The following is a 20,836-nucleotide window of genomic DNA, read 5'->3' as shown; positions in this document are numbered from 1 at the left end:
CTAGAATTCGCTTCTTACCGGTGGCAGCAGCTTGACCGTCACCGTCCGCACGCGGCCTTCGCGTTCGGTGAGCAGTTCGAGCGTGTCGTCGTCGGTCTCCGTGAGTAGCCGGCGAAACTCTTCCTCGCCGGTAAAGGCCCTCCCCGATACTTCATAAAGGCGGTCGTGTACCAGCATGCCCGACCGCGCGGCGGGCGAGCCGGGCACCACATGCGCCACAATCACGGCCTGCGGCTCGGCGGCGTCGGTCCGCCAAGAAAGGCCCAGCCGCAGCGGCGGTCCGGCCAGCTTCACCGTCAGATTCAGCGGCTGAGCGGAGCCGGCCCGCTCGACCGCGACGATCGCGGGACTCTTCGCCGCCAGCACCAGGCTGCGCAGGTCGGTCTCGCGATTCAGGTCGCGGCCGGCGAATCGCACCAATCGGTCGCCCACGCGAATGCCCGCAACGGCGGCCGCCGAGCGCGGGGCGACATGCACGATCCGCAGGCCGCCGTCGCGCCCTTCATCACGCGGGTCCCAGGCCAGTCCCAATCGGGCGGGCGGGGCCGGCAACGGCTGTTCGCGCTCGCGTCGCAGCTCGCTGTTTTCGTGCCGCGCGGCGCCGCGAAAGCCCGACAGCTTCCGCTCGTCGGCCAGCTCGTGGACGACGCCGAACAACATTCGCACGATCCGCTCCATGCCGGCAAAGTCGAGCTTCTCCACATCGTCGCTGGGCCGGTGATAATCGGAGTGCAGGCCGGAGTGGAACATCAACACGGGCACGTTGCGTTTATAGAATGAGTAATGGTCGCTGTCTTCGCGCATGGTCCAGGAAAAGTCGAACGCCAGATCGGTCGCGGCATTGTTCATGCTCAACAGCCGCCGCAAGCCGAAGCCGCTGCGGATGCCGTAAACTTCCAGCCGCTTTCGTTGCAAGCGGCCGATCATATCGAGATTGACGGCCAGCCGCACGCGGTCGAGCGGCGCGGTCGGATGGGCCACCCAGTATTCGGAACCGAGCAGGCCTTTTTCTTCGCCGTCCCAAAGTGCGAACAGAATCGACCGTTTGGGACGGGCGTCGAGCCGCGAGAACGCTTCGACCAGTTCCAGCAGGCCGGCCACGCCGCTGGCATTGTCGTCGGCGCCATTATGAATGTAGCCGGTCGGGCCGTAGCTGTTCTGCGAGTTCCCGTAGCCGACGTGGTCGTAATGGGCGCCGACCACGATCAGCTCCTGCTTGAGTTGCGGGTCGCTTCCTTCCAGCAGGCCGAGAATGTTGCGGTACTGCGGGCCGAACGACTGGTAGTAGCTGCGGGCCGCGGCCCCGCCGGCAAGCCGGTGCCGCTGGAATTCCTGGCCCAGGTAGTGGCCGGCGGCGTGTCCGCCGCGGCTGCCCGCCTCGCGGCCCTCCAGGGTGTCATCGGCCAGCCGCTCGGCGTGCCTTCGCAGGTCGGCGGAGGTAATCGACGAAAGCACCTTCGAGGCCGCCGTTTCAGCCGCGCTCGACGCTCCGGCCCAGGTGAATAGCAGCAAAAACAGGGTGGTTCGTGACATGAGGGAAATCGGCATCGGGAACGGCTCGCAAGTCATTCAGCATGTATACTCTAAAAACGGAGGGCGTGCCGCACGGAAGGTGGCTACTGGCGACGGGCGTCGTGTTTCACGGTCCTGCCGCCGGCGACAACCACTTGCAGGACTAGACTTAATGCATAGAATCGCTTTGATCGGGGCATCGCTCCAGGAGAGGTGGCTGAGTGGTCTAAAGCGCGGGTTTGCTAAACCCGTGACCGGGAAACTGGTCCGCAGGTTCGAATCCTGTCCTCTCCGCTAATTAACAAAGTGCCTTTCGCAAGCCGTTTCATGAACGGCTTTGCGAAAGGCGTTTGATGCTACTCGTGCAGCCACCTGGCAAGGTTCTCGCGCACGAAATCGCCGTCGAACCAATGGGAATATGCCCGCATCACGCGATCGATTTCTTCAGCCTGGCCGGGACTGAGGGTTTGGCGCGGGTCGAGACAGTCGATGCCCGCCAGCAAGGCTTGACGGCGCAGGACTTCGTGAATGCCGGGAATGCAGCCGGCGAAATCGTTGGCGGCATCGAACAGCGCGGCGTTGATATCGGTCACCGCGACATTGTCTGCCAGCAGTTTGCTCGACGCCGAAACGCCGGCCGCGGCGCGATGGCATTCGTCGAGCAGTTCGACCGCGGCCCGCGTGCCCACCGCCCATTGCCCGAGCAAGCCGCCGACGATGCGCCGTTCGACGCGGCGACCGTCGCGTTCGAAGCGAAACGGCGTAATCAGGTCGGCCACGATGTTGTCGTCGTTGCCGGTATAAAGAGCGATGTCGTCGCGGCCCGCCTCCACGACCGCGCGGACCACGTCGAGCGTCTGATAACGGTTGAACGGCGCGATCTTAATGGCCACGACGGCGTCGATCTCGGCGAACCGCCGCCAGAAAGAATACGGCAGCAAACGGCCGCCGATGGCCGGGTTCAGATAAAACCCGAACACCGGCAGCACTTCCGCCACGCGCCGGCAATGATCGATCAGCTCGTCCTCACTGGCCGCCGCCAGCGCCGCGAGATTGAGCAAACCCGCATGATAGCCGCACTCACGGGCGAAGCCGGCTTCCAGCAGCGCCTGTTCCGTCCCGCCGCACACGCCGGCCACCCGCACCACAGGGCGGTCGCACTTGGCCATTTCCGCCGCGGCGAACCGCAGCAGCGGGCGATAGAGATCGTGCCGCGGCTCTCGAATGGCGAACTGAGTCGTGTGTACGCCGATGGCGATGCCGCCGGCGCCGGCGTCAAGGTAGTAGCGCAGCAGCGCCCGTTGCCGGTGCTCGTCCCATTTTCGCCCGGCGTCCAACGCCAACGGACAAGCCGGAACGACGACGCCTTGTTGCAGGACGCGCCGGATGTCTGGATTGAGATTCATGGTCATTCGCCTAGCTTAGTATTTTCCGTTGCGGGATTCAAAATGCGTCGGCTTATCAAGCGTTCGGCCGCCGCGGCCGACCCAATTTGCCACCCGCTCGATCAATGGCTCGGCCGGCATCGCGGGGGGACCGAATTCTTCGACGGCCAGCGACGCATCGCTCAGCAAGGCCGTCGGCGATTCGCTGCCGACGAAGCGCACCGGCTTATCCAACAGTCTGGCCAATCGCTGACAAACCTCTCTGACCGAAAGCGTCTCGACGCCGGTGACATTCACGATCCAGGGCGGCGTGGCGGCGTGAGCCAGTGCCAGCAGTGCCAGGGCGTTCGCGTCGCGCTGCCAGATCGTGTTGAAATAGCCCATCGCAAGATCGATCGGCTGTTCCTCGACGATCTTCTGCGCCAGATCGACCAGCACGCCATAGCGCAGGTCGCAAACATAATTGAGCCGCACGATGGCGACGGGCGTGCCATATTTGCGGCTGAAGTAGCCGAAGAGCCGTTCCCGTGCCAGACAACTCATCGCATACTCGCCGACGGGCTGCGGAACGTCCACCTCGCGAGATCCGCCCCCTTCGACCGGCACGAGGCCATAGATGTTTCCCGTCGAAAAGGCCACGGTCCGGCTGCGGCGATATCTGCGGCAGACGAGCGTGGGCAGCCAGGCGTTCATGGCCCAAGTCAGCCCTTCGTCGCCCGTCGAGCCGAACTTCCGCCCGGCCATGAAGATCACGTTCTCCGCGTCGGGCAAGCGCATCACCTGGTCCTCATCGAGCAGATCGCAACGAATCGTCTCGATGCCCTGTGCCTCCAGCGTTTCTTCACCGCCCTCGGTAAACCGCGCCACGCCGAAAACTCGCCGCGGCAGGCCGGCGGCGTCGCTCGCGCGCTTCAGCATTCGCGCCAGCGACGGCCCCATCTTGCCCGAGGCACCCCACACGACCACATCGCCCGGCAGCCGGCCCAATGCGTCGATCACCTGCTCGCTCGGCCGGCTCAGCAACTCATCGAGCTGCTCTTCATCCTCAGGTTGTTCCACCGTCACCTTCATCTCTCATCCCTCATCTCTCAACGCCGGCAGATGTAGGTATTTCATTCTGCCGGCATTCTACACGAACAGGCGACTCGCCACGGACCACCGACTACGGATCACAACCAATTTTTGCTTTTCAAAGAGCTTGGTCGGCTCGCTCCGCGCCGCCTGCCCTGTCAACCGTCGGGCTGCCAAATTGGCCGACACGACGGCCAGCCGGTTGTTGCAGCTATTTGTATGTAAATAATGAACAAAGTAACACATAAGCGCCGTTCGGAGTTCATCCTGCCGCATTCAACCCCGGCGACTCGCTTTGCAAGGAATCATGGTTGAATGTGTTCCGCTCCGCCACCGCCGGCCTTGTGCCGGTGGGGCGCTGACGGACAGGCTAGACGGCGGCCGTCAAGATCCTTTCCACTCTTAATCGGCCTTCCTCATCCTGCGTCTCGTCCGCCGCGTCGACGGCGGACGAGACGCAGGATGCGGAAGGCGGTGCGGGGGCAGCTTCGCGGCGCCGTTCTAGCCTGCCAGTCAGCGCTCGACTGGGGCAAGCCCAGTCGTAGCGGTGACAAAACTGGCATCCCTGCGACTACGATGCGCTGGTGAGCCGCTACGAAGACCGCCCGAACGTCGGATTTTGGCCGCTCGCTTTGCGCGAGCGGTTGCCGGTGGTGCGAGCGCCCGTTGCCGCGCTCGATCCCGACGCGCATCTCGACTTGCAAAGCGTGCTCGACCGCGCTTAGGACGCGGCCGGCTTCGGCACCTATAACTACAGCGAAACCCCCGCGCCGCCCGTGGCGCCGGACGATGCCGCCTTGCGCCGCCCCATTCCTGCCGAATCGGGATGGATCCTGCCCGCGGTCCGACGCAACGCCATGATACAAGCACGCGACCACCGGCCACCGCCGCGTTGTTCGGGCCGATTTCGGTTTCAGGGTCTTGGCTTCGCCGAACTCGCCTTCGGCTGACGAAGGCACCAGCGGCAGCATTGCGGCTCACCCGGAGTTCACCTATTGGCGGTCGCTGCAAAGGCGGGTGGCTTGTTCCGTCGTCTTAATCATTGGCGATCCTTGGAAAACGGTGAGATCGCTCGCTAGGTGAAGACGGATCGCAGTAAATCGCGGATCTCGTCGAATGGCTTGCCAGATAGATGGCCGAGCCGTCGCTGAAAAACTTTGGCGGCCAATGTCTCATGCTGGCCCGCCATCATCGGGCCCATAGATTGGTCACGTCTGCCCTACGAGCGGCCGCTCGGCCGGCCTGGCGGCCGGCGAACACGGAAGTTTTCTTGCGACCGTCCCACCATGATGCGCCGTTGTGAACGGTGGCTGGATACCGCGAGCCACGTCAGGCTTTTGACCAGAGCCGGCGCAAGGCTTCCGGACTATCCGCTGGCTTGATGCTGTGGAGGATTTTCCGCAGGAGGTCGAGATCTTCGATCGGCCGAATCTCAGCGAGCAGCGCCAGGCCGGCTGGACCAAATCGGACGTCGAGCAATTCCTCGATGCCCGTCAGGATGTCTTCCCGCGCCTGCGCGAGCCCCTTCGCCAACCCCTTCGCCAACCCCTTCGCCAACCCCTTCGCCAACCCTTCCTCCAGCCCTTCCTCGCGTTCGACACGCTCCGCTCCGGTTATAAATGGCATGCTTTTCTCCCTTTCAAAGTCACGTATCTCTCTCCAGGCGAGGTCCGCCAGCGGCTCCGGCAGCCTCATCATTCTGTCGATCAGGTGGTACAACTGTCGGATCTGATCGGCGCTGAACCCCCGCTCGTAAAGCCCCCTGACCAGCCGCACCTCCGATACTCGCCGTGCCTCGTCGTCATGAGCCGTCGCCAGTGCCTTCAAATGCGCCAGCACCAGCACCGCGAATGGATTTGGATTGGCTTCCAGGGCCGCTTCATCAGCCGCGTAGTCAAGCAACTTCGCGGTTGCGAACTCGATGCCGACCTTCGTTCCCCAAAGTTCGTATCCAAACCGTTGCGGCCGCCAAGCCGGGCGCTCGTCGCCCAAAATGGCGAAACTGGCCACCTTTCGATTATAGCGATCGAAAAGCCGGTAGTTATAGACAAACATTCGTTTCGCGAACTCCGTTTCCTGCTGGCTCTGCACCTCAATGTGGACCAACACCCACTCGTCTTGGCCGTTGGTCCGCCAGACCTTGACCAGCTTGTCCACCACACGCCGCCCTTGCTCCGATTCCGGCGCGATCCGCTCCAGCTCCTTGTCAAGCATTAGGGCCTTGCGCGTCCAGTCAATGTCGCGATGCGCCTGGGGGAAAAAGAAGGCCATGAATGGCTCGAATAGGGCCTCCAGGGCCTCCTTCCATGCGGTGTCGAAATCCGGCATAAAGAGCTTTCCATGGTAAAAGTTGTTTGCGATGTTAGTCGCCACGACGCGTCCAAGCAATTGGCCGTCGAAAACCTCCGCGGAAAAAACGACGGGGGCGTGCCGATTTCCCCGACGGCCGGATCGTCGAGCGCGCGGACGTGGGACCGAGCGCGAGCGCCGACCCAGTGGCCGAGACCGTCCCACCCTGATGCGCCGTTCCAATCAGAGTTACGCCCGCACCGACGGCTCGTCGGACTGCCGAAGAGCCGGCAATCCGGGCCGTGCGGTCGGCGGCCGCCTTTCTCGCCCGCGATGCTTGATAGGCTGGCTCGGCGCGGTGCGCGACGAAAATGCAGGCGCTGCCGGCCGCTGCCGCGCAGGTGCTCATTGCTGCGCGGGCGGCACGCGCATCGAACCGCGGTTTTGTGCCGACGCGGTGAGCTGTTGCGGGCGATGGTTTCACCGGGTCTCACCGTGCGGTTGTCGGGAATCGAATCGAAAGCGGCGCCAAGGCCCTCACCCCAACCCGGGGTGCCCGCGTGCGGGGCGCGGAGGGAAAGAGAGCGTGCGAGTCATTCGGGCCGATCTTGCTTTCAGGGCCTTCGCTCTAGCGAACTCGCCATCGGCTGACGAATGCGCCAGCGACAGCATTTCGGCTCACTCGCAGTCCATGAGCATCTTGCAAGCACGCCGACCCGGACGTAAACTCTTAATTCGTGCGTATGCGCACGATATTTCTCCCGAGAACGCCCATGACCACGCAGAACGAACTTCCCATGAGCGGACGCATCTTTCCCTTCATCGCGGCAAGCATGCTGGCCCTGGCGACCATGCCCGCCGCGGCGCAAACGGCCGACAACGCCCTACCGACACCTCCCGAAGGTTTCGACGCTCGCCGCGAGGGCATCGAACACGGCACGCTCGAGACCATTGAGTACGATTCGACGACCGTGGGAATCAATCGCATGGCAAGGGTCTATACGCCGCCAGGCTACGACAAAGACCGGAAGTACCCGGTGCTGTACCTGCTGCACGGTATCGGAGGCGACGAGAACGAGTGGGCGCGCGGCGGCTCGCCTGAGGTAATTCTCGACAACCTCTACGCGGAGAAAAAGGCGGTGCCGATGATCGTCGTGCTGCCGAACGGCCGGGCAGCGAAAGACGTCACCGCCCGCGATCCGATCCCCAAGCAGTCGCCGGCATTCGCGGCCTTCGAAAACGATCTGCTCACCGATCTGATTCCGTTCATCGAAAAGAACTATTCGGTCCAGGCCGACCGAGAGTCGCGGGCCATCGCCGGCTTATCGATGGGCGGCGGGCAGGCGCTCAATTTCGGCCTGAATCACCTCGACACGTTCGCCTGGGTAGGCGGTTTCTCCTCGGCCCCCAATACCAAGCCTCCCGCCGAACTGATCAAAGACACGGCCGAAGCAGCCGGCAAACTGCGGCTGCTTTACGTGGCCTGCGGCGACAACGATCGGCTGTTCCGGATCAGTCAGGGCGTTCACGAGATGCTCGTGGAGAAGAAAGTGCCGCACGTGTATCGCGTCATCCCAGGCGGCGGGCACGATTTTAGAGTATGGAAGAGCGACCTGTACCACTTCGCACAACTTGTGTTTCGCGACGCGCCGCCGCCGAACTACTCAACGGGAAACAAGGCCGGCGCGTCTGCCGAGAAAAGCGCGGCCGACGCCAGCCGCGACGAATCGAAGCCGGCGACGACCAACGTCGGTAATTCGGCCTACCCGCGCGTTCATCCCGACCGGCGCGTGACATTCCGGCTGAAGGCTCCCGAGGCCGCCAAGGTTCAGGTCTTCACCAATTTCGGGCTCGGCAGCGGCGGTCCCTGGGACATGCAACGCGGAGACGAGGGACTGTGGACGCTCACGTCGCCGCCCGTCGTGCCTGGGTTTCATTACTACGCACTGCTCGTCGACGGCGTGCCGGTGAACGACCCCGGGAGCGATGTCTTTTTTGGCACCGGCAAGCCGACGAGTGGCATCGATGTGTCCGACTCGGGCGTCGATTTTTACCACGCCAAAGACGTGCCGCATGGCGAAGTCCGCTCGCGATGGTACCACTCGCAAGTAACCGGCAAGATGCGGCACATCCTGGTTTATACGCCGCCGGGCTACGACGCCGATCCGCACAAGCGCTACCCCGTGCTCTACCTGCAGCATGGCGCCGGCGAAGACGAGACGGGCTGGACGCGGCAGGGGCACGTCAACTTCATTCTCGACAACCTGATTGCCGCGGACAAAGCAGCGCCCATGATCGTCGTCATGGAAAAAGGCTATGCCGCCAGGGCGGGCGAAGCGGCGTTGCCGGCGGGGCCGGGCCGCGGCGACGGCGGCGCGTTCGAAGACGTGGTCCTCAAGGATCTGGTTCCGATGATCGACGCGACTTACCGCACGCATGCCGACCGAGACCACCGCGCCATCGCCGGTTTGTCGATGGGCGGCGGGCAAGCGCTCCGCATTGGCCTGAGCCACTTGGACACGTTTTCCGCGGTCGCTTCGTTCAGCGGGGTCCGCGACCTCGATCCAAAGACCGCGTTTGACGGCGTGTTCGCCGGTCCCGCCGCGTTCGACGAAAAGGTGAAGCTGTTCTATTTGCACTGCGGAACCGTGGGCCTCGACGCCCGGATTCACGACAGTGCAAGCAAGCTGTACGACGCGCTTGCTCAATCGGGCATCAAGAACGTGGTCTTTCGCGACGCGGCAGGATTGGCGCACGAATGGCAGACCTGGCGTTACGCGATGTTCGATTTCGCGCCGCGGCTCTTTCTGCGCTAAGGCGGAGTTCCAGACACCCCACTTTCGTCCGACTGCCGAAGGGCCGGCAATCCGGGCCGTGCGGTGGGACATGCCCGCGCCAAGTGAGCACAAGACCGTGCGGGCCCGCATCCTGGCCTACGCACAGGAGATCGGCTGGACCTACGTGCCGCGGGGCGAGGCGGAGAAGCGGGGCGATCTCTATTTACCGCCGCGCTTCGCATAGTTCTGCAATTGCGCCTTTAGCGTGGCCACCGTCTGAGTCTGCGCCGGGTGGGCGGCGAGGTTCGTCATCTCGCCGGGGTCGGACTGCATGTCATAAAGCTGTTCTCCTTTGCGGCCCTCGTCCCAAAGCGTGTAACGCCAACGCGAGGTGCGGATGCTGTAACCATCGAAATCGCCGCGTCGCACTTGCGTGAAGGCGGCCTCTTTGACCGACTTTGAGGGACCGTTGAGCGCCGGCCGCAAGCTCGTGCCATCGAGGTAGTCGGGCGCGGGCAGCCCGCAAAGGTCGGCGAGTGTTGGATAGATATCGACCAATTCCACCGGCCCGGCGTTCGATTTCCCCCGCCCGGCGGCGCCGGGCAGCGAGACGATCAGCGGCACGTGCGCCGAATTCTCGAATAAGCTCATCTTCTGCCACAGCCCGTGCTGGTACATGTGATAGCCGTGGTCGCTCGTCATCACGACGATCGTGTTGTCGGTCAACTCCAAGCGGTCCAAAGCGTCGAGCACGCGGCCCAACTGGGCGTCCATAAAGGTGATCGACGCCCAGTAGGCGCGGATCGCCTCGCGCCGCAAGTCGTCGCTCATCGCCGCTTGTTCTTGTTTGGCGCTGGCGTAAGCGGCAGCCGGCATTCGCTCGCGATCGGCGTGCGACAGGGCCGGCAGCCCGATCTCATTCACGTCATATTCGTCGAAGTAGCGTTTCGGCGCGACGTAGGGAGTGTGCGGGCGATAGAAGCCCACCGCCAAAAAGAACGGCCGGTCCTTGTATTCTTCCAACAGGCTGACGGCGGCCGTGGCACCCAGTCCGTCGGTCTGCTCCGGGTCAGCCCCTTCGGCAGCCAGCCAACTCAACGTTCCGCCGTAGCTGTGCGGCGTGAGCGTGAAAATCTTGTTCTCCTCGGCCTTGTCGCGGCCGGCGGGGTTCACGACAAAGTCCCACGACTCCGGATCGTCCAGGCCGCTGGTGCCGATTTGCCCCGGCACGCCGTAGTGGAAGAGCTTACCGACCCGCGCCGCTGTATAACCGTGCCGCCGGAACAACTGCGGCATGGTCAGCGTGTCGGGAATGAACTCGCGGAAGTGTGGCGTGGGGCGATAGTCGGTGGAGAACTGCGCGGCGCGGGGATTGGTGTGAATGTGGGTGGCATTCGGCCGCCGGCCCGTCAAAAACGAGCTGCGGCTGGGGCTGCACAACGGAAACTGACAATAGGCGTGCTCGAACCGCACGCCACGCGCCGCCAACCGATCGATGTTCGGCGACTTGACGTGGGGATGACCATAGCAGTGCAGATCACAGTTCAAATCGTCCGCGATCAGGAACAGCACGTTCATCTTCCGCGGCGCATCTGACTTGGCCGGTTCGGCGAAAGCCGTTGCCAGGGACGGCAACGTCAACAGCAGTGAAATCAAGAGAGGTGTCTTCATCGGGTGAACTCCTTCTGGGAATCTGTTCCAGGCAAGCACCCAGTATTATCGGCCGGCTGCCGCTGCACACAAGCGAGTGCTGCCGACAACCCGCGATATCCTGCCGAGGTGGCATCGACCTCGTTGACATGTGTTTTTTCACTCAAGGTCGAGCAGGTCTGAAACGACATAATCTGCTGCCGGGGAGCCCGGAGCGGCGGCATTGATCCAGACCGTTGATCGCCCTGCCGCTTTCCCTCCCTCGATGTCGCACACGATGTTGTCTCCGAGCAGCACGACTTCATCCTTGCCGACTCCGAACGGCGTTCAACTCGTCCACCCAGCGATCCTTCTTGCTCCAGATGTTCGTTACCAGTCCGAGTCGATGTGTCGTGGCCAGACGCCGCAGGCATTTGGCGTAGGCGTTCGGGACATATCCGAGTTCGTGTAGGTCGAGCAGGATCACGTTGAAACGGTCGAGGAAACGCATCGGCGTCTTGAGCCTTGGTCCTGATGAACCGATCACGCACCCTACCACGTCTCGCGGGCCAGCACACAACGCAGGCCGACGGCGTCGTCGCGCAGTTGGGGCCCGGCCGCGCGTCGAGATGAGATCGTCAACTTCTCCGCCGGATCCTTCCAGCTTCCGCCGCGCAATACGCGCCGTGGATCGTCGCCCGTGGTCCACGCCGACGCGTCGGCCGGCGCTCCGCGGTAGTCGTCATGCCAACGGTCGGCACACCATTCCCAGAGATAGCCGTGGACGTCGTAGAGCTTCCAGGCGTTCGGCTGTTTGGCGCCGACGGGCGGATCGTTGCCGGCCGCGTTGCCGTGATACCAGCCGTAATCGCCGAGCCCGGCTGGATCGTCACCGAAGCAATAGCGGCCCGTCGAGCCGGCGCGCGCGGCGTATTCCCACTCGGCTTCGCTCGGCAGCCGCACGAATTCCTCTTGGGCAATCAGCTTCGCCTGTCGCATCGCCGCGGTCGCGCGCCGGCAAAAATCGACGGCGTCGTCGTAGCTCAGCATCTCGACACCGTTCCGCTTGCCTTTCCAGCGGCTTGGGTTCTGGCCCATCACGGCCTCCCACAGATTTTGCGGCACTTCATAGCGGGCAATCTCAAACGCATGCTTGATCGCCACCTTATGGGCGGGCCGCTCGCTCTCGGCACCATGTTCGTCGCCCATCGTGAACGACGCGGGGAAATCGCCTTCGCCGGGAGCGATCGCGACGAACTCCTCGCGGAACGTCTTTAACAACCCCGTCAGCTCATTCTCTTCCGCGCATGCGCAAACGGCGAAGCACAGAACGCCCGGAAGGAGAAGCAATACGGCAAGGCGGTCGGGGGCGATCATTGTTAGCAGGTGCGGATCATGGAACAGTAACAGCATATCGCCCCCAGCAGGGTCGCGGTAGTGATCGCCGAAATGAATTTTATGGGTGATAATTCAGGCAGGCGATTCGTCTTCTATGTAGGGCGGGCGAGATCGCCCGACTCTGACATAATATTCCTTCGCGGATCGCCGCCTTGCAAGACGGTGGTCGTTCGGCCTCAGCAAAGTGCAATCCATTGATTCCATGGGTTCAGCTCGTTGACGAATTTGGGCCGATGGCCTATCGAACTGCGCTGCGCATTGTGGGCCAGACGGCCGACGCGGAGGACGTCCTGCAAGACGTCTTTTTGGAAGTCCATCGGCTTTGGCAGTCCCGGGAAGTCGCAAACTGGGAGGCGGTCTTGCGGAGCCTGGCAACGCGGCGGGCGATTGACCTTCTACGAAGAAGCAAAGGTGAGGAGAGCCTGCATCAACCGATCGCCGACCATCGTGCTGCCCCAGAGGACCTGATACGCGAACAAGAGCTCCAAGTAGAAGTGCGTCGCGCCATTGCGCGGCTGCCGCAGCAACAGGCGGAGGTTTTCGCGCTGCATTTCCTTGATCAACAATCGCACCAGGAAATCGCGGCGGCGCTCAAAATCAGCGCGCATGCCGTTGCCGTAGCACTGCACAAAGCCCGAGCGAAATTGGAAACCGATCTCGAACACCTGCTTTCCCCCGAGGAATACTAGAATGTCTCTGCATCTTAACGATCCCCTGCAAGCTGCGATCGACGCCATGCGCGACGCGCCGGTGCCGGACGAATCGTTGCGGCGGGCGCTGACGAGGGCCAGACAACTTGACGGCGGGGCTGCGATTGCCATGCCGCCCCCCGGGGCGCCGCGCACGCGCCCGAAAAGGTTTTCGCTCCGCCTAAGCATGGCGGCCGCTGGCGGCCGAAAAACGGCGCAGGCGGTGGCGGCCCTGCTAGCTGTGATCGGCGTTGCTTCCGCGGTGCTTGTTTCTGTTGGCCGCGAGAACCGCGCGTTCGCCGAAGTTCGCAATGCCCTGGAAAGCATCGCGTCTGTTCATCTGCTGATCCAAAACGAAGCAGACGGCGCGTCCGGCCCGGTCGAGGTGTGGTATCGGCGTGGAAGGGGCTTCGCCATGCAAAGCCCGCTGGGGCTGGAGATCGATGACGGCGCAAGCCACTGGGACTACTCGCGGTCTCAGAAGCTCGTCGTGCGATCGAAAAGCCGTTTGGGCGATGGCGGCTATCCTGACGCGAGGCGGCTTGGCAAGGTGATGGGGTTTTACGTCGACGACCTGCCCGACGCCCTGCCGCGCCTTGCCGAGAAAGACCGTGCCATCGACACAGACCGCTGCACTGCCTACGTCTGGCTGCTGAAGGACGAGCTGTTGCCCGACGATCGCGTCGGACAACCAGACGAAATTGCCTCCGGCCGCCGAATTGTGTTTCTGATCGACGGGTCGAAGCGTATCCGCCGTTGCGACTACGAGCGCGGGCTCGATTCCAAATGGAAGCCGTACCGCACGGTCGAAATCTCTTATACCGACGACATACCGGCCGACCGGTTCAAGGCGAGTTTTGCGGAGGACGTCAGGGTCGTTGATGCCCCGGCGCACGGCACGGAGGGCGCGGCGATCGACCCCGACGTCGCTCACTTGGAGGAAGGTGTCCAGCGGCGACAGTCGGCCTACGAAGGGCTGCGGTTTACGTTGCTCGTGACCACGGAAGAGAAACGTTCGCCAACCGCGACCCGCGGCGAAGACGACCCGCGGCTTACGAACGGCGTCTTGGAGGCACGCGATGTGTTCGCCGCCCTGGGCCCGCAATCAGATCAGTCTGCTCGCCGCTGGCGCTTCTGGCAGCGAGAGGTAAAGAATGCGGTCGGCCAATGGGCGCTGCAGCGATTCGTTGCCTTCAATGGCTCTCAAACAAACTCGTTCGACCGTTGGCCCTCTTGGGATCACCGCGCCTGGTATCGAGTCGAGCCAGCGGGGTCGGCGGTGCCCTGGGAGGCCTGGCCGGAGTTTGAGCCCAACCGCTTCGATAGCTTCTTGTTCCACCACCTCAATGGATTCGAGGACTGGGTGGTGGCAGCATCGGACGACTTGAGATTCCTGCACCTTGATCGTTTCCACATCGTCGGCAGGCGACGATCGAACGACCGGGAGGTATTGACGCTGCTGGGCAAGGGCTCGGCGGAATTTGGGGTTGAGTCTCGCGTCGAAGTGACGGGTGAGCCCGATTTCATGATCCTTCGCAGGGAAGCTCGCTATGCGAAGCAGAATAACGAGCTGCTGGGGCTTTACGAAATCGAGGAGTTGGCCGAGTTCAACGGCGTTCGATATCCGGCCAAGGGACGCTACCATCAGGCCGGCATCGGCGAACTTCACGACGTGCGATATGAGTTCAAAGTGATCTCTGTGGAGACATTGCCCGACGACGCCCGTCAGCACTGGTTGCCTCCCTGGCCTCCCTCCACCATCGTCCGCGATCAAACCGAAAGCGATGCGTCGACGGGCGATAAGAGTTCAGCGCAACGTGCGAAAACCGACTGATCTCTGTGACTTCCAGCCGACCGCGTGGTCGGCGCGGTGTATCGGCGAATGTCGGACGGCAAGCCCTTCGTGCATACGATTTATGCTGATAACTGGAGCTGGTCCCGCGAAGCCTAATGAAGTGATATAATCGGCTCCTATGGCCCGCTTTCTCGCACGCACCAATGGCCGAACCTTGGCTTTCGCGGTCTTGATCGCACTGCACTTTCTTGCGTCCGCCTCTGCCGTTCAGGCCGTCGTCGGATTGCTTGCCTTACGGGAATTGCCCGTCGTGTTTCCCATCGTGGTCGGGCTGCTGTGGGGGCAAGCCATCCTGCTCGGGCAGTTTCTGGTACTTGGCACAAGGTGGCCGCTTCTGCGAATCGGTCTTGCGGCGGGTTGGTTCGCATTGGTGATCTACCCACTCGTCCGCGAGCGTTGCGGCCACGCGCGCATGGACGATTTGCGAAATGAGAATCCAGCGCTGTTCTCCGGACGGATATTGGACCGTGCGCCGAATCATTGGGGCCTCCTGCGATTGCGATGCACACGCCCCCGCACGGCGACGGCGCGACGGTGACGCACGAACTGGGCGAGCGAAGAACCGCCGGGAAAGCCGCGTCGGCCATTGTACAGGGCCATGTGTACGGCCATCCATGTCTCAGCCGGCGCGTCGGCAATCTTCCCACTGCGAAGCGTCGGCGGTTTGCCCGTGCGGCGAATGTGGGCCTCGATCCACGAGACAATCTGCTTCACGCGGAAGCGTGGCAGGCCCTGCAGATTTCGCACGCCGCGCCGCTGGGCCAACAGGCGCCCCAACGTCATGCCGCCAGGCAGGCCGCGCTGGCCGACACGCAGGGCCTTGGCGAGCTTGCCCCAGCTTTCATTCGGCGCCTCGCGAATCTTGCCCGACTCTTCATTCGGCCATTTCCGCGTGCGGCGGTGATGCGCGTCGGCCCATGCCAAAACCTGCTCGATCGACAACGGAGGCTGGCGGCGATGGGCGGGCAAGACCCCACGCCGCTGTTTGAGCAATTGGGCCAGCGACGAACCGCCGGGCAAGCCGCGTCGTCCCTCGCGCAGTCCCTTGCTCACAGCCGACCAGCGTGTGTGCGGCGCCGCGGCGACCCGCCCGGAATGCGTCTGCGGCCAGAGTCCGGTGCGGCGGTAGTGATCGTCGGCCCAGGCCAGGATCATCGCTTCGGTCAAGCGCGGCCCGACCGCCTGATAGGGAGCGCCGCGATGTTTTGCCAGCAGTTTCGGCAGCGACGAACCGCCGCGCAGCCCGCGAATGCCGGCCTCCAGGGCCGCATGGACGGCGGACCAGGTTTCGCCGGGGGCCTCGGGTATCGGCCCGGAGCGAGGCGTCGGCCAGCGGCCCGTCCGGCGACGATACGCATCGGCCCAGGTCAGAATCAGCCGGATCGAGTAATGAGGCAGCGCCTTGCGGTTCCGCTTGCCACGAAATTTCGACAGCAGGCGCGCGAGCGACGAACCGGCCACCAGGCCGCGGCTGCCCCTGCGCAGGGCGGCGTCGAGGTTCCTCCACTTCTCGTCTTTGTCGTCCTCGACGCGACCGTCGTCGACCTGCGGCCAACGCCCATGACGCGCGTAAAAGCGGTCGGCCCAATCGAGTATCTGGCCGACGTGGAGCGGTCGCCAGCGATCGACGGTGCGCCGTTTACGTCGTGAGATCATGACCCTTGTTTATGCATATTAAGCCGTGTCTTTTCGAGACGGTGCCTCGCCGCTTGATTCTCGCAGTTCAAGACACCCATACTTTAGTCGATGGGTTCGGCGTAGCGGCGCTAACGCCCAACGGCCTTGCCGCGGCCCGCTTCGTGGCCGATGGCCGCGGCGCCATACAGCGGCAGATGCCGATAGTAGACCTCCAGCGTGCAGGCGGCCAAGGCGGTCGTGTACAGCCGCCCGCCGGTGGCGTCGTGCCCGCCCAGCGGCGGCCAGCTTCCGGCCTCGTGTCCGCCGCCCGATTGCAGCGAAATCAACAGGTCGCGCAACGCGCCGTTCCACTTTTCCCATTGCTCGCCGCCCATGTGGTGCATCACCTGCGTGCCGTAATACCAATAGTACATGTTGGCCCGGTCGGCGCGGGGCAAATGGTTCGCCTGCAGCCAGAACACGCCGTTGCGCAACACCGGGTTGTTGTGCCGCCAGCCGGCGTACTGCCGGCAGAGAAGCCCTTCGGCCGTCATGACCAACGTCGGCTGCCCGCCGGGCATATAGCCATATTGCCCCACGCCTGGGTTCCGTTGCACGCTGTTCAAAAACCGCGTGGTCTTGAGAAACGCGTCCGGCGGCACGTGCAGATAAGCCATCTGGGCGCTGCGCAGGGCCATCATCTGCCAGCCGACGACGCTCAGATCGCCGGGTTCGCCGGGGCGATAACGCCAACCGCCCGCCGCGTGCTGGGCCGAGACGATGAAGTCGACGGCGCGTTGGGCCGGCTGGCGAAGATTCTCGGCCTGCGTCAGGGCGTAGGCTTCGCACAGGGCGATCGTGGCCTGGCCGTGCGCATACATGTTGCCGTTGCCACGGCCGCGCAAGTCGCCGTCCGGCCGCTGCATGTCGATCAACGCCCGCAGTCCGCGGGCCACGGTCACGGTGTGGTCCCCGCGGAGGTGGGTCTGCCCCGATCCAAGAAACGGCAGCAGGGCCAGGGCCGTCGCCGCGGTGTCGCTTTCGGCGCCCGGATCGCCGCAACGGCCGTGACAATCGCCGGCCTTGTCGAACCGGTTCAAGCTCCAGCTTCCGTCGGAATTCTGGTGGTGCTCCAGCCAGGCCAAAGCTCTGGCCACCGCGGCCTCCGACGCGCTGGTGCCGCCTTCACGGGCCAACAAGGCTCCGCGGAAGGCCGGGTCGCGGCCGGCCAACACCTGGCTCGGCGAAAGATGGCCGGTGGGCAGGGCTGCCGCATCGCGGCCGATCAACTCGCCCGGCGGCTGCTCGACGGTGGTGATCGACTCGGCGAGCTGGGTTTCGGCGGCCGGTCCGGCGGCGACCGCCTCGGCCGGCGGATCGAAGCGGTCCACCTCGATGTCCGCCGACGGTGCTTCGAGCTGTTCCACGCCTTCGTCGCGGCTCGGCTCGCCGATGCTGGCGGCCAGCACCAGTGGTCCGGCCGTTCGCTCCCGCACCGTAAGCCAAACGCCGAGCACCAAAACCAGCACCATGTGCAACAGGGCGCTGACCAGCCAGCAGAGCACGAAGCGCCCCGACGAAGCCAGGCGAGTCTGCCACGCGTCTGCCTCGGCCTCCGGGGCTAAAGGCGACGCCTTGCCCGCGATCGCCCGCGGCGCGGTGGGCAACATGGAGGCCAGCTCTGCTTGCATTCGGTATCTCGGTTTTTATGTCGCAGTCGTAGGGTGGGACCAGCGAGCTTGCGAGCGCCGGCCCACCATCGCCCAATGCCTCCGAAACGGTGGGCCGGCGCTCGCAAGCTCGCTGGTCCCAGTCTACGTTCGTTGCCTTGGCGGCCTAGACATAACCCAGTCTACGTTGTGGCCCATCGAACGGGCAACCTTCCGGTACTTCCACGAATGCACCCGGTTTTCTATCATGCCATATTGGTTTTGTTCCTCGCCCAGATCGAGCTTATCGTCGCATGTCCACCAAAGGTGAAGCGTTTGCCGGACTTTCCGTCGCCTTGACCACGCCTTTTCGCAATGGCGAGGTCGATTACGACTCGTTGCGGGCACAAATCGAATTTCAGATTGCGGCCGGCACAAGCTGCTTGTGCCCGGTGGGCACGACCGGCGAATCGCCCACGCTCTCGCACGAAGAACACGAGCGGGTGATCGGGGCGGTGGTCGATTTCGTGGCCGGCCGCATCAAGGTCATGCCCGGCACCGGATCGAACAGCACCCGCGAGGCGCTGCGGCTGACGAGTTGGGCCGAGCGAGCGGGGGCCGACGCCGCGCTGGTCGTGGCCCCCTACTACAACAAACCGACGCAGGAAGGTTTTTATCAGCACTTCGAAGCGCTGGCCGAGGCGGTGGGCATTCCGATCTGCGTTTACAACATTCCCGGCCGCACGGGCAAGAACATCGAGCCGGAAACCATTGCCCGAATGGCGGAGCTGCCGAACATCGCCCTGGTGAAAGAAGCCACCGGTTCGATGGACCAGGCGTCGCAGATTCTGGCCCTGACGAACTTGACCGTGCTCAGCGGCGACGACAGCCTGACCTTGCCGCTGTTGTCGATCGGCGGGCGGGGCGTGATCTCCGTGGTGGGCAACATCGTGCCCAACGACATGCTTTCGCTGTTGCGGTCGTTCGAGTCGGGTAATCTGGCCGAGGCACAGCGTTGGCATCGCAAGCTGTTCCCGCTGTGCCGCGACATGCTGGGCCTGGCGACGAACCCGATTCCGGTCAAAGCGGCCATGAAGATGCTCGGCCGCGACACCGGCGAGTTGCGGCTGCCGATGACCTCGCTCACGTCGTCCGAAGAGCAGAAGCTCGCCAAGACGCTCACCGCCTACGGGCTGTTGTGACGGTGAGGACCGACAAACTTGAGCGACGCCTATCAGGCGGCCTTGTCGTTTCTGTACGGCCGCATCGACTATGAACGTGCCTTGGCCATGCCCTACGGCAGCGAGCTGAAGCTCGATCGCATGCGCGAGTTGCTGGTCCGGCTCGGCAATCCACAAGACCGCCTGCCGATCGTTCACGTGGCGGGCACGAAAGGCAAAGGCTCGACCTCGGCGATGATCGCCGCGGCGCTCTCGGCGGCGGGTTATACGACGGGCCTCTACACGTCGCCGCACCTGGATCGCCTGGAAGAGCGATTCATGATCGACGGCCGGGCATGCACTGCCGACGAGCTGGTCCGGCTTACCGACCAACTGCGGCCAGTTGTGGCCGAGATGGACCGCGAGGCGTGCCTGACCAACGGCGACACAGGTCCCACCTACTTCGAGCTGACGACCGCGTTGGCATGGCTGCACTTTGTCGAGCGGGGCATTGACGTGGCGGTGGCCGAAGTCGGCCTGGGCGGCCGGCTCGACTCCACGAACGTTTGCCGGCCGCGGTTGACGATCATCACCAGCATCAGCTTCGACCACATGAAGCAGCTTGGCAACACGCTGGAAGCGATCGCTCGCGAGAAGGCGGGCATCGTGAAGCCCGGCGTGCCGGTGATCAGCGGTGTGACGGCCGAGCGGCCGCGGCGCGAGATCGAGTTGGTTTGCCAGCAGTCGGATGCGCCGCGGGTGCAGCTTGGCCGCGATTTCGATTTCGCCTATCATCCCGCCCGGCGCGTTGACGAAGGGCCGATTTGGCCGACGATCGACTTTGTGTCGCACACGGCCGGCCGCGAGCAATACCGTCGAGGTGTCGCGCTGGGGTTGCTCGGTTCGCACCAGGCTGCAAACGCGGCCTTGGCCCTGGCGTCGCTGGATCAATTGGCATTGCAAGGCTGGTCGCTTCCCGAGACGGCCATTCGGCGCGGGCTGGCCGAAGTGCGTTGGCCGGCGCGCGTGGAGGTGGTTGGCCGGCGGCCGACGTTGGTGCTGGATGCGGCCCACAACGTGGCCTCGATCGCGGCCTTGGTGCAAACGTTGCGTGAAAGTTTTTCGGCGCGCGAGCGGTTATTGGTGTTCGCGACGACGCAAGAAAAGCAGGTTGCCCAGATGCTGGCCTTGTTGCTGCCCGATTTCGACCGCGTGATCCTGACCCGCTATCAGAACAACCCGCGTGGAGTTCCGCCCGAAGAGCTGGCGGCGTTGGCCCGTGGCATATCGGAGGTGCCGGTGCAGGTGTGTGCCGATCCGTCGGCGGCGTGGCAAGCGGCGCGCGAGCAAGCGGGCGAGGAGGATTTGGTCTGCGTAACCGGTTCATTTTTCATCGCCGCCGAGATGCGTGCCTTATGGACGGGCGACCGGCTGGCATCGCCTGCGGCCCGCTAGCCTGCTGATTTGTGGCGTAGGCGTCTGGTTTGTGGCGTAGGCGTCCCGCCTGCTGATGTAGTCGTGCCGCCTGCGTCGACGCAGCCGAAACGGCGGAAACGGCGACCGGGCCCTTGACTGCGGACCGCCGGCGCGTCAGATTTGTCTGTTTACGTGACCTTGACGGGCGATTAGCTCAGTTGGTTAGAGCACCAGCTCGACAAGCTGGGGGTCACAGGTTCGAGCCCTGTATCGCCCACTCTGGAAGGTTTTCAACTTAAGGGACTTGCGGCAGCACTGGTTCAGAAGTGTGGGTCCCACCATGGCAAGCCATCGATTTTCCCAAGGGAGCGCAGGGCGGGCCACCGGGC

The 20,836-nt window shown here is 63.8% G+C and carries 17 protein-coding genes, 2 tRNA genes and 1 pseudogene; 9 read left to right on the top strand and 11 right to left on the bottom strand.

Annotated elements, in window-relative coordinates:
* The gene (locus VNH11_29445; GenBank protein HVA50507.1) at positions 1–1,533 is read right to left on the bottom strand and encodes a M20/M25/M40 family metallo-hydrolase; all 1,533 of its coding nucleotides are present in this window, start codon (positions 1,531–1,533) and stop codon (positions 1–3) included.
* 186 nt (positions 1,534–1,719) lie between these two features.
* On the opposite strand from VNH11_29445, the gene VNH11_29440 reads away from it, so the two are divergent.
* Positions 1,720–1,806, top strand: a tRNA-Ser gene (locus VNH11_29440).
* 62 nt (positions 1,807–1,868) lie between these two features.
* Here the strand turns inward: VNH11_29440 and VNH11_29435 are convergent.
* Entirely contained in the window at positions 1,869–2,918 is a 1,050-nt protein-coding gene (locus tag VNH11_29435; protein HVA50506.1) for a dihydrodipicolinate synthase family protein, read from the bottom strand.
* A gap of 15 nt (positions 2,919–2,933) precedes the next feature.
* Positions 2,934–3,968 carry an NAD(P)-dependent oxidoreductase gene (locus VNH11_29430; GenBank protein ID HVA50505.1) on the bottom strand — a complete coding sequence of 345 codons (1,035 nt, stop codon included), beginning with the start codon at positions 3,966–3,968 and terminating at the stop codon, positions 2,934–2,936.
* 575 nt (positions 3,969–4,543) lie between these two features.
* Between VNH11_29430 and VNH11_29425 the strand changes: the two are divergent.
* Positions 4,544–4,693 (top strand): annotated as a pseudogene (locus tag VNH11_29425) (DUF4058 family protein).
* A gap of 604 nt (positions 4,694–5,297) precedes the next feature.
* On the opposite strand, the gene VNH11_29420 reads toward VNH11_29425, so the two are convergent.
* Positions 5,298–6,296 (bottom strand): hypothetical protein, encoded by a 999-nt coding sequence (locus tag VNH11_29420; protein HVA50504.1) that lies wholly within the window; start codon positions 6,294–6,296, stop codon positions 5,298–5,300.
* 734 nt (positions 6,297–7,030) lie between these two features.
* On the opposite strand from VNH11_29420, the gene VNH11_29415 reads away from it, so the two are divergent.
* Entirely contained in the window at positions 7,031–9,073 is a 2,043-nt protein-coding gene (locus VNH11_29415; protein HVA50503.1) for an alpha/beta hydrolase-fold protein, read from the top strand.
* 70 nt (positions 9,074–9,143) lie between these two features.
* Positions 9,144–9,278: a hypothetical protein gene (locus VNH11_29410; GenBank protein HVA50502.1), complete on the top strand. Its 135-nt coding sequence runs from the start codon at positions 9,144–9,146 to the stop codon at positions 9,276–9,278.
* Here the strand turns inward: VNH11_29410 and VNH11_29405 are convergent.
* The 4 genes from VNH11_29405 to VNH11_29390 all read right to left on the bottom strand — a co-directional run bounded on the left by VNH11_29405 (position 9,254) and on the right by VNH11_29390 (position 12,076).
* Positions 9,254–10,705 carry a sulfatase gene (locus VNH11_29405; GenBank protein ID HVA50501.1) on the bottom strand — a complete coding sequence of 484 codons (1,452 nt, stop codon included), beginning with the start codon at positions 10,703–10,705 and terminating at the stop codon, positions 9,254–9,256. The genes VNH11_29410 and VNH11_29405 overlap by 25 nt on opposite strands.
* A gap of 138 nt (positions 10,706–10,843) precedes the next feature.
* Positions 10,844–10,981 (bottom strand): hypothetical protein, encoded by a 138-nt coding sequence (locus tag VNH11_29400; protein ID HVA50500.1) that lies wholly within the window; start codon positions 10,979–10,981, stop codon positions 10,844–10,846.
* A 4-nt stretch (positions 10,982–10,985) separates the two neighbouring features.
* Positions 10,986–11,174, bottom strand: a complete 189-nt coding sequence (locus VNH11_29395; GenBank protein ID HVA50499.1) for a hypothetical protein — start codon at positions 11,172–11,174, stop codon at positions 10,986–10,988.
* A 41-nt stretch (positions 11,175–11,215) separates the two neighbouring features.
* A complete protein-coding gene (locus VNH11_29390; protein ID HVA50498.1) occupies positions 11,216–12,076 on the bottom strand; it encodes a formylglycine-generating enzyme family protein in 861 nt (286 codons plus the stop codon).
* A gap of 137 nt (positions 12,077–12,213) precedes the next feature.
* Between VNH11_29390 and VNH11_29385 the strand changes: the two genes are divergently transcribed.
* Both VNH11_29385 and VNH11_29380 read left to right on the top strand, forming a co-directional pair.
* Positions 12,214–12,750, top strand: coding sequence for a sigma-70 family RNA polymerase sigma factor (locus VNH11_29385; GenBank protein ID HVA50497.1), 537 nt, complete (start codon positions 12,214–12,216; stop codon positions 12,748–12,750).
* A 1-nt stretch (position 12,751) separates the two neighbouring features.
* Positions 12,752–14,584, top strand: coding sequence for a hypothetical protein (locus tag VNH11_29380; protein HVA50496.1), 1,833 nt, complete (start codon positions 12,752–12,754; stop codon positions 14,582–14,584).
* Positions 14,585–14,837: 253 nt separating this feature from the next.
* Here VNH11_29380 and VNH11_29375 read toward each other — a convergent pair whose 3' ends face one another.
* The 3 genes from VNH11_29375 to VNH11_29365 all read right to left on the bottom strand — a co-directional run bounded on the left by VNH11_29375 (position 14,838) and on the right by VNH11_29365 (position 17,913).
* Positions 14,838–15,086, bottom strand: coding sequence for a hypothetical protein (locus VNH11_29375; protein HVA50495.1), 249 nt, complete (start codon positions 15,084–15,086; stop codon positions 14,838–14,840).
* Positions 15,083–16,261, bottom strand: coding sequence for a hypothetical protein (locus tag VNH11_29370; protein ID HVA50494.1), 1,179 nt, complete (start codon positions 16,259–16,261; stop codon positions 15,083–15,085). The genes VNH11_29375 and VNH11_29370 overlap by 4 nt, the downstream gene beginning before the upstream one ends.
* Before the next feature lie 110 nt (positions 16,262–16,371).
* A complete protein-coding gene (locus tag VNH11_29365; GenBank protein ID HVA50493.1) occupies positions 16,372–17,913 on the bottom strand; it encodes a prenyltransferase/squalene oxidase repeat-containing protein in 1,542 nt (513 codons plus the stop codon).
* Between the two features lie 272 nt (positions 17,914–18,185).
* Between VNH11_29365 and dapA the strand changes: the two genes are divergently transcribed.
* From dapA to VNH11_29350, 3 genes are all read left to right on the top strand, one after another.
* Entirely contained in the window at positions 18,186–19,073 is an 888-nt protein-coding gene (dapA, locus tag VNH11_29360; GenBank protein HVA50492.1) for a 4-hydroxy-tetrahydrodipicolinate synthase, read from the top strand.
* Between the two features lie 18 nt (positions 19,074–19,091).
* Positions 19,092–20,486 (top strand): folylpolyglutamate synthase/dihydrofolate synthase family protein, encoded by a 1,395-nt coding sequence (locus VNH11_29355; protein HVA50491.1) that lies wholly within the window; start codon positions 19,092–19,094, stop codon positions 20,484–20,486.
* 164 nt (positions 20,487–20,650) lie between these two features.
* A tRNA-Val gene (locus tag VNH11_29350) sits at positions 20,651–20,724 on the top strand.
* Positions 20,725–20,836 lie beyond the last annotated feature (112 nt).

Source organism: Pirellulales bacterium, from assembly GCA_035533075.1.
Lineage (GTDB): Bacteria > Planctomycetota > Planctomycetia > Pirellulales > JAICIG01 > DASSFG01.
This window is presented reverse-complemented; position numbering and strand designations above follow the sequence as displayed.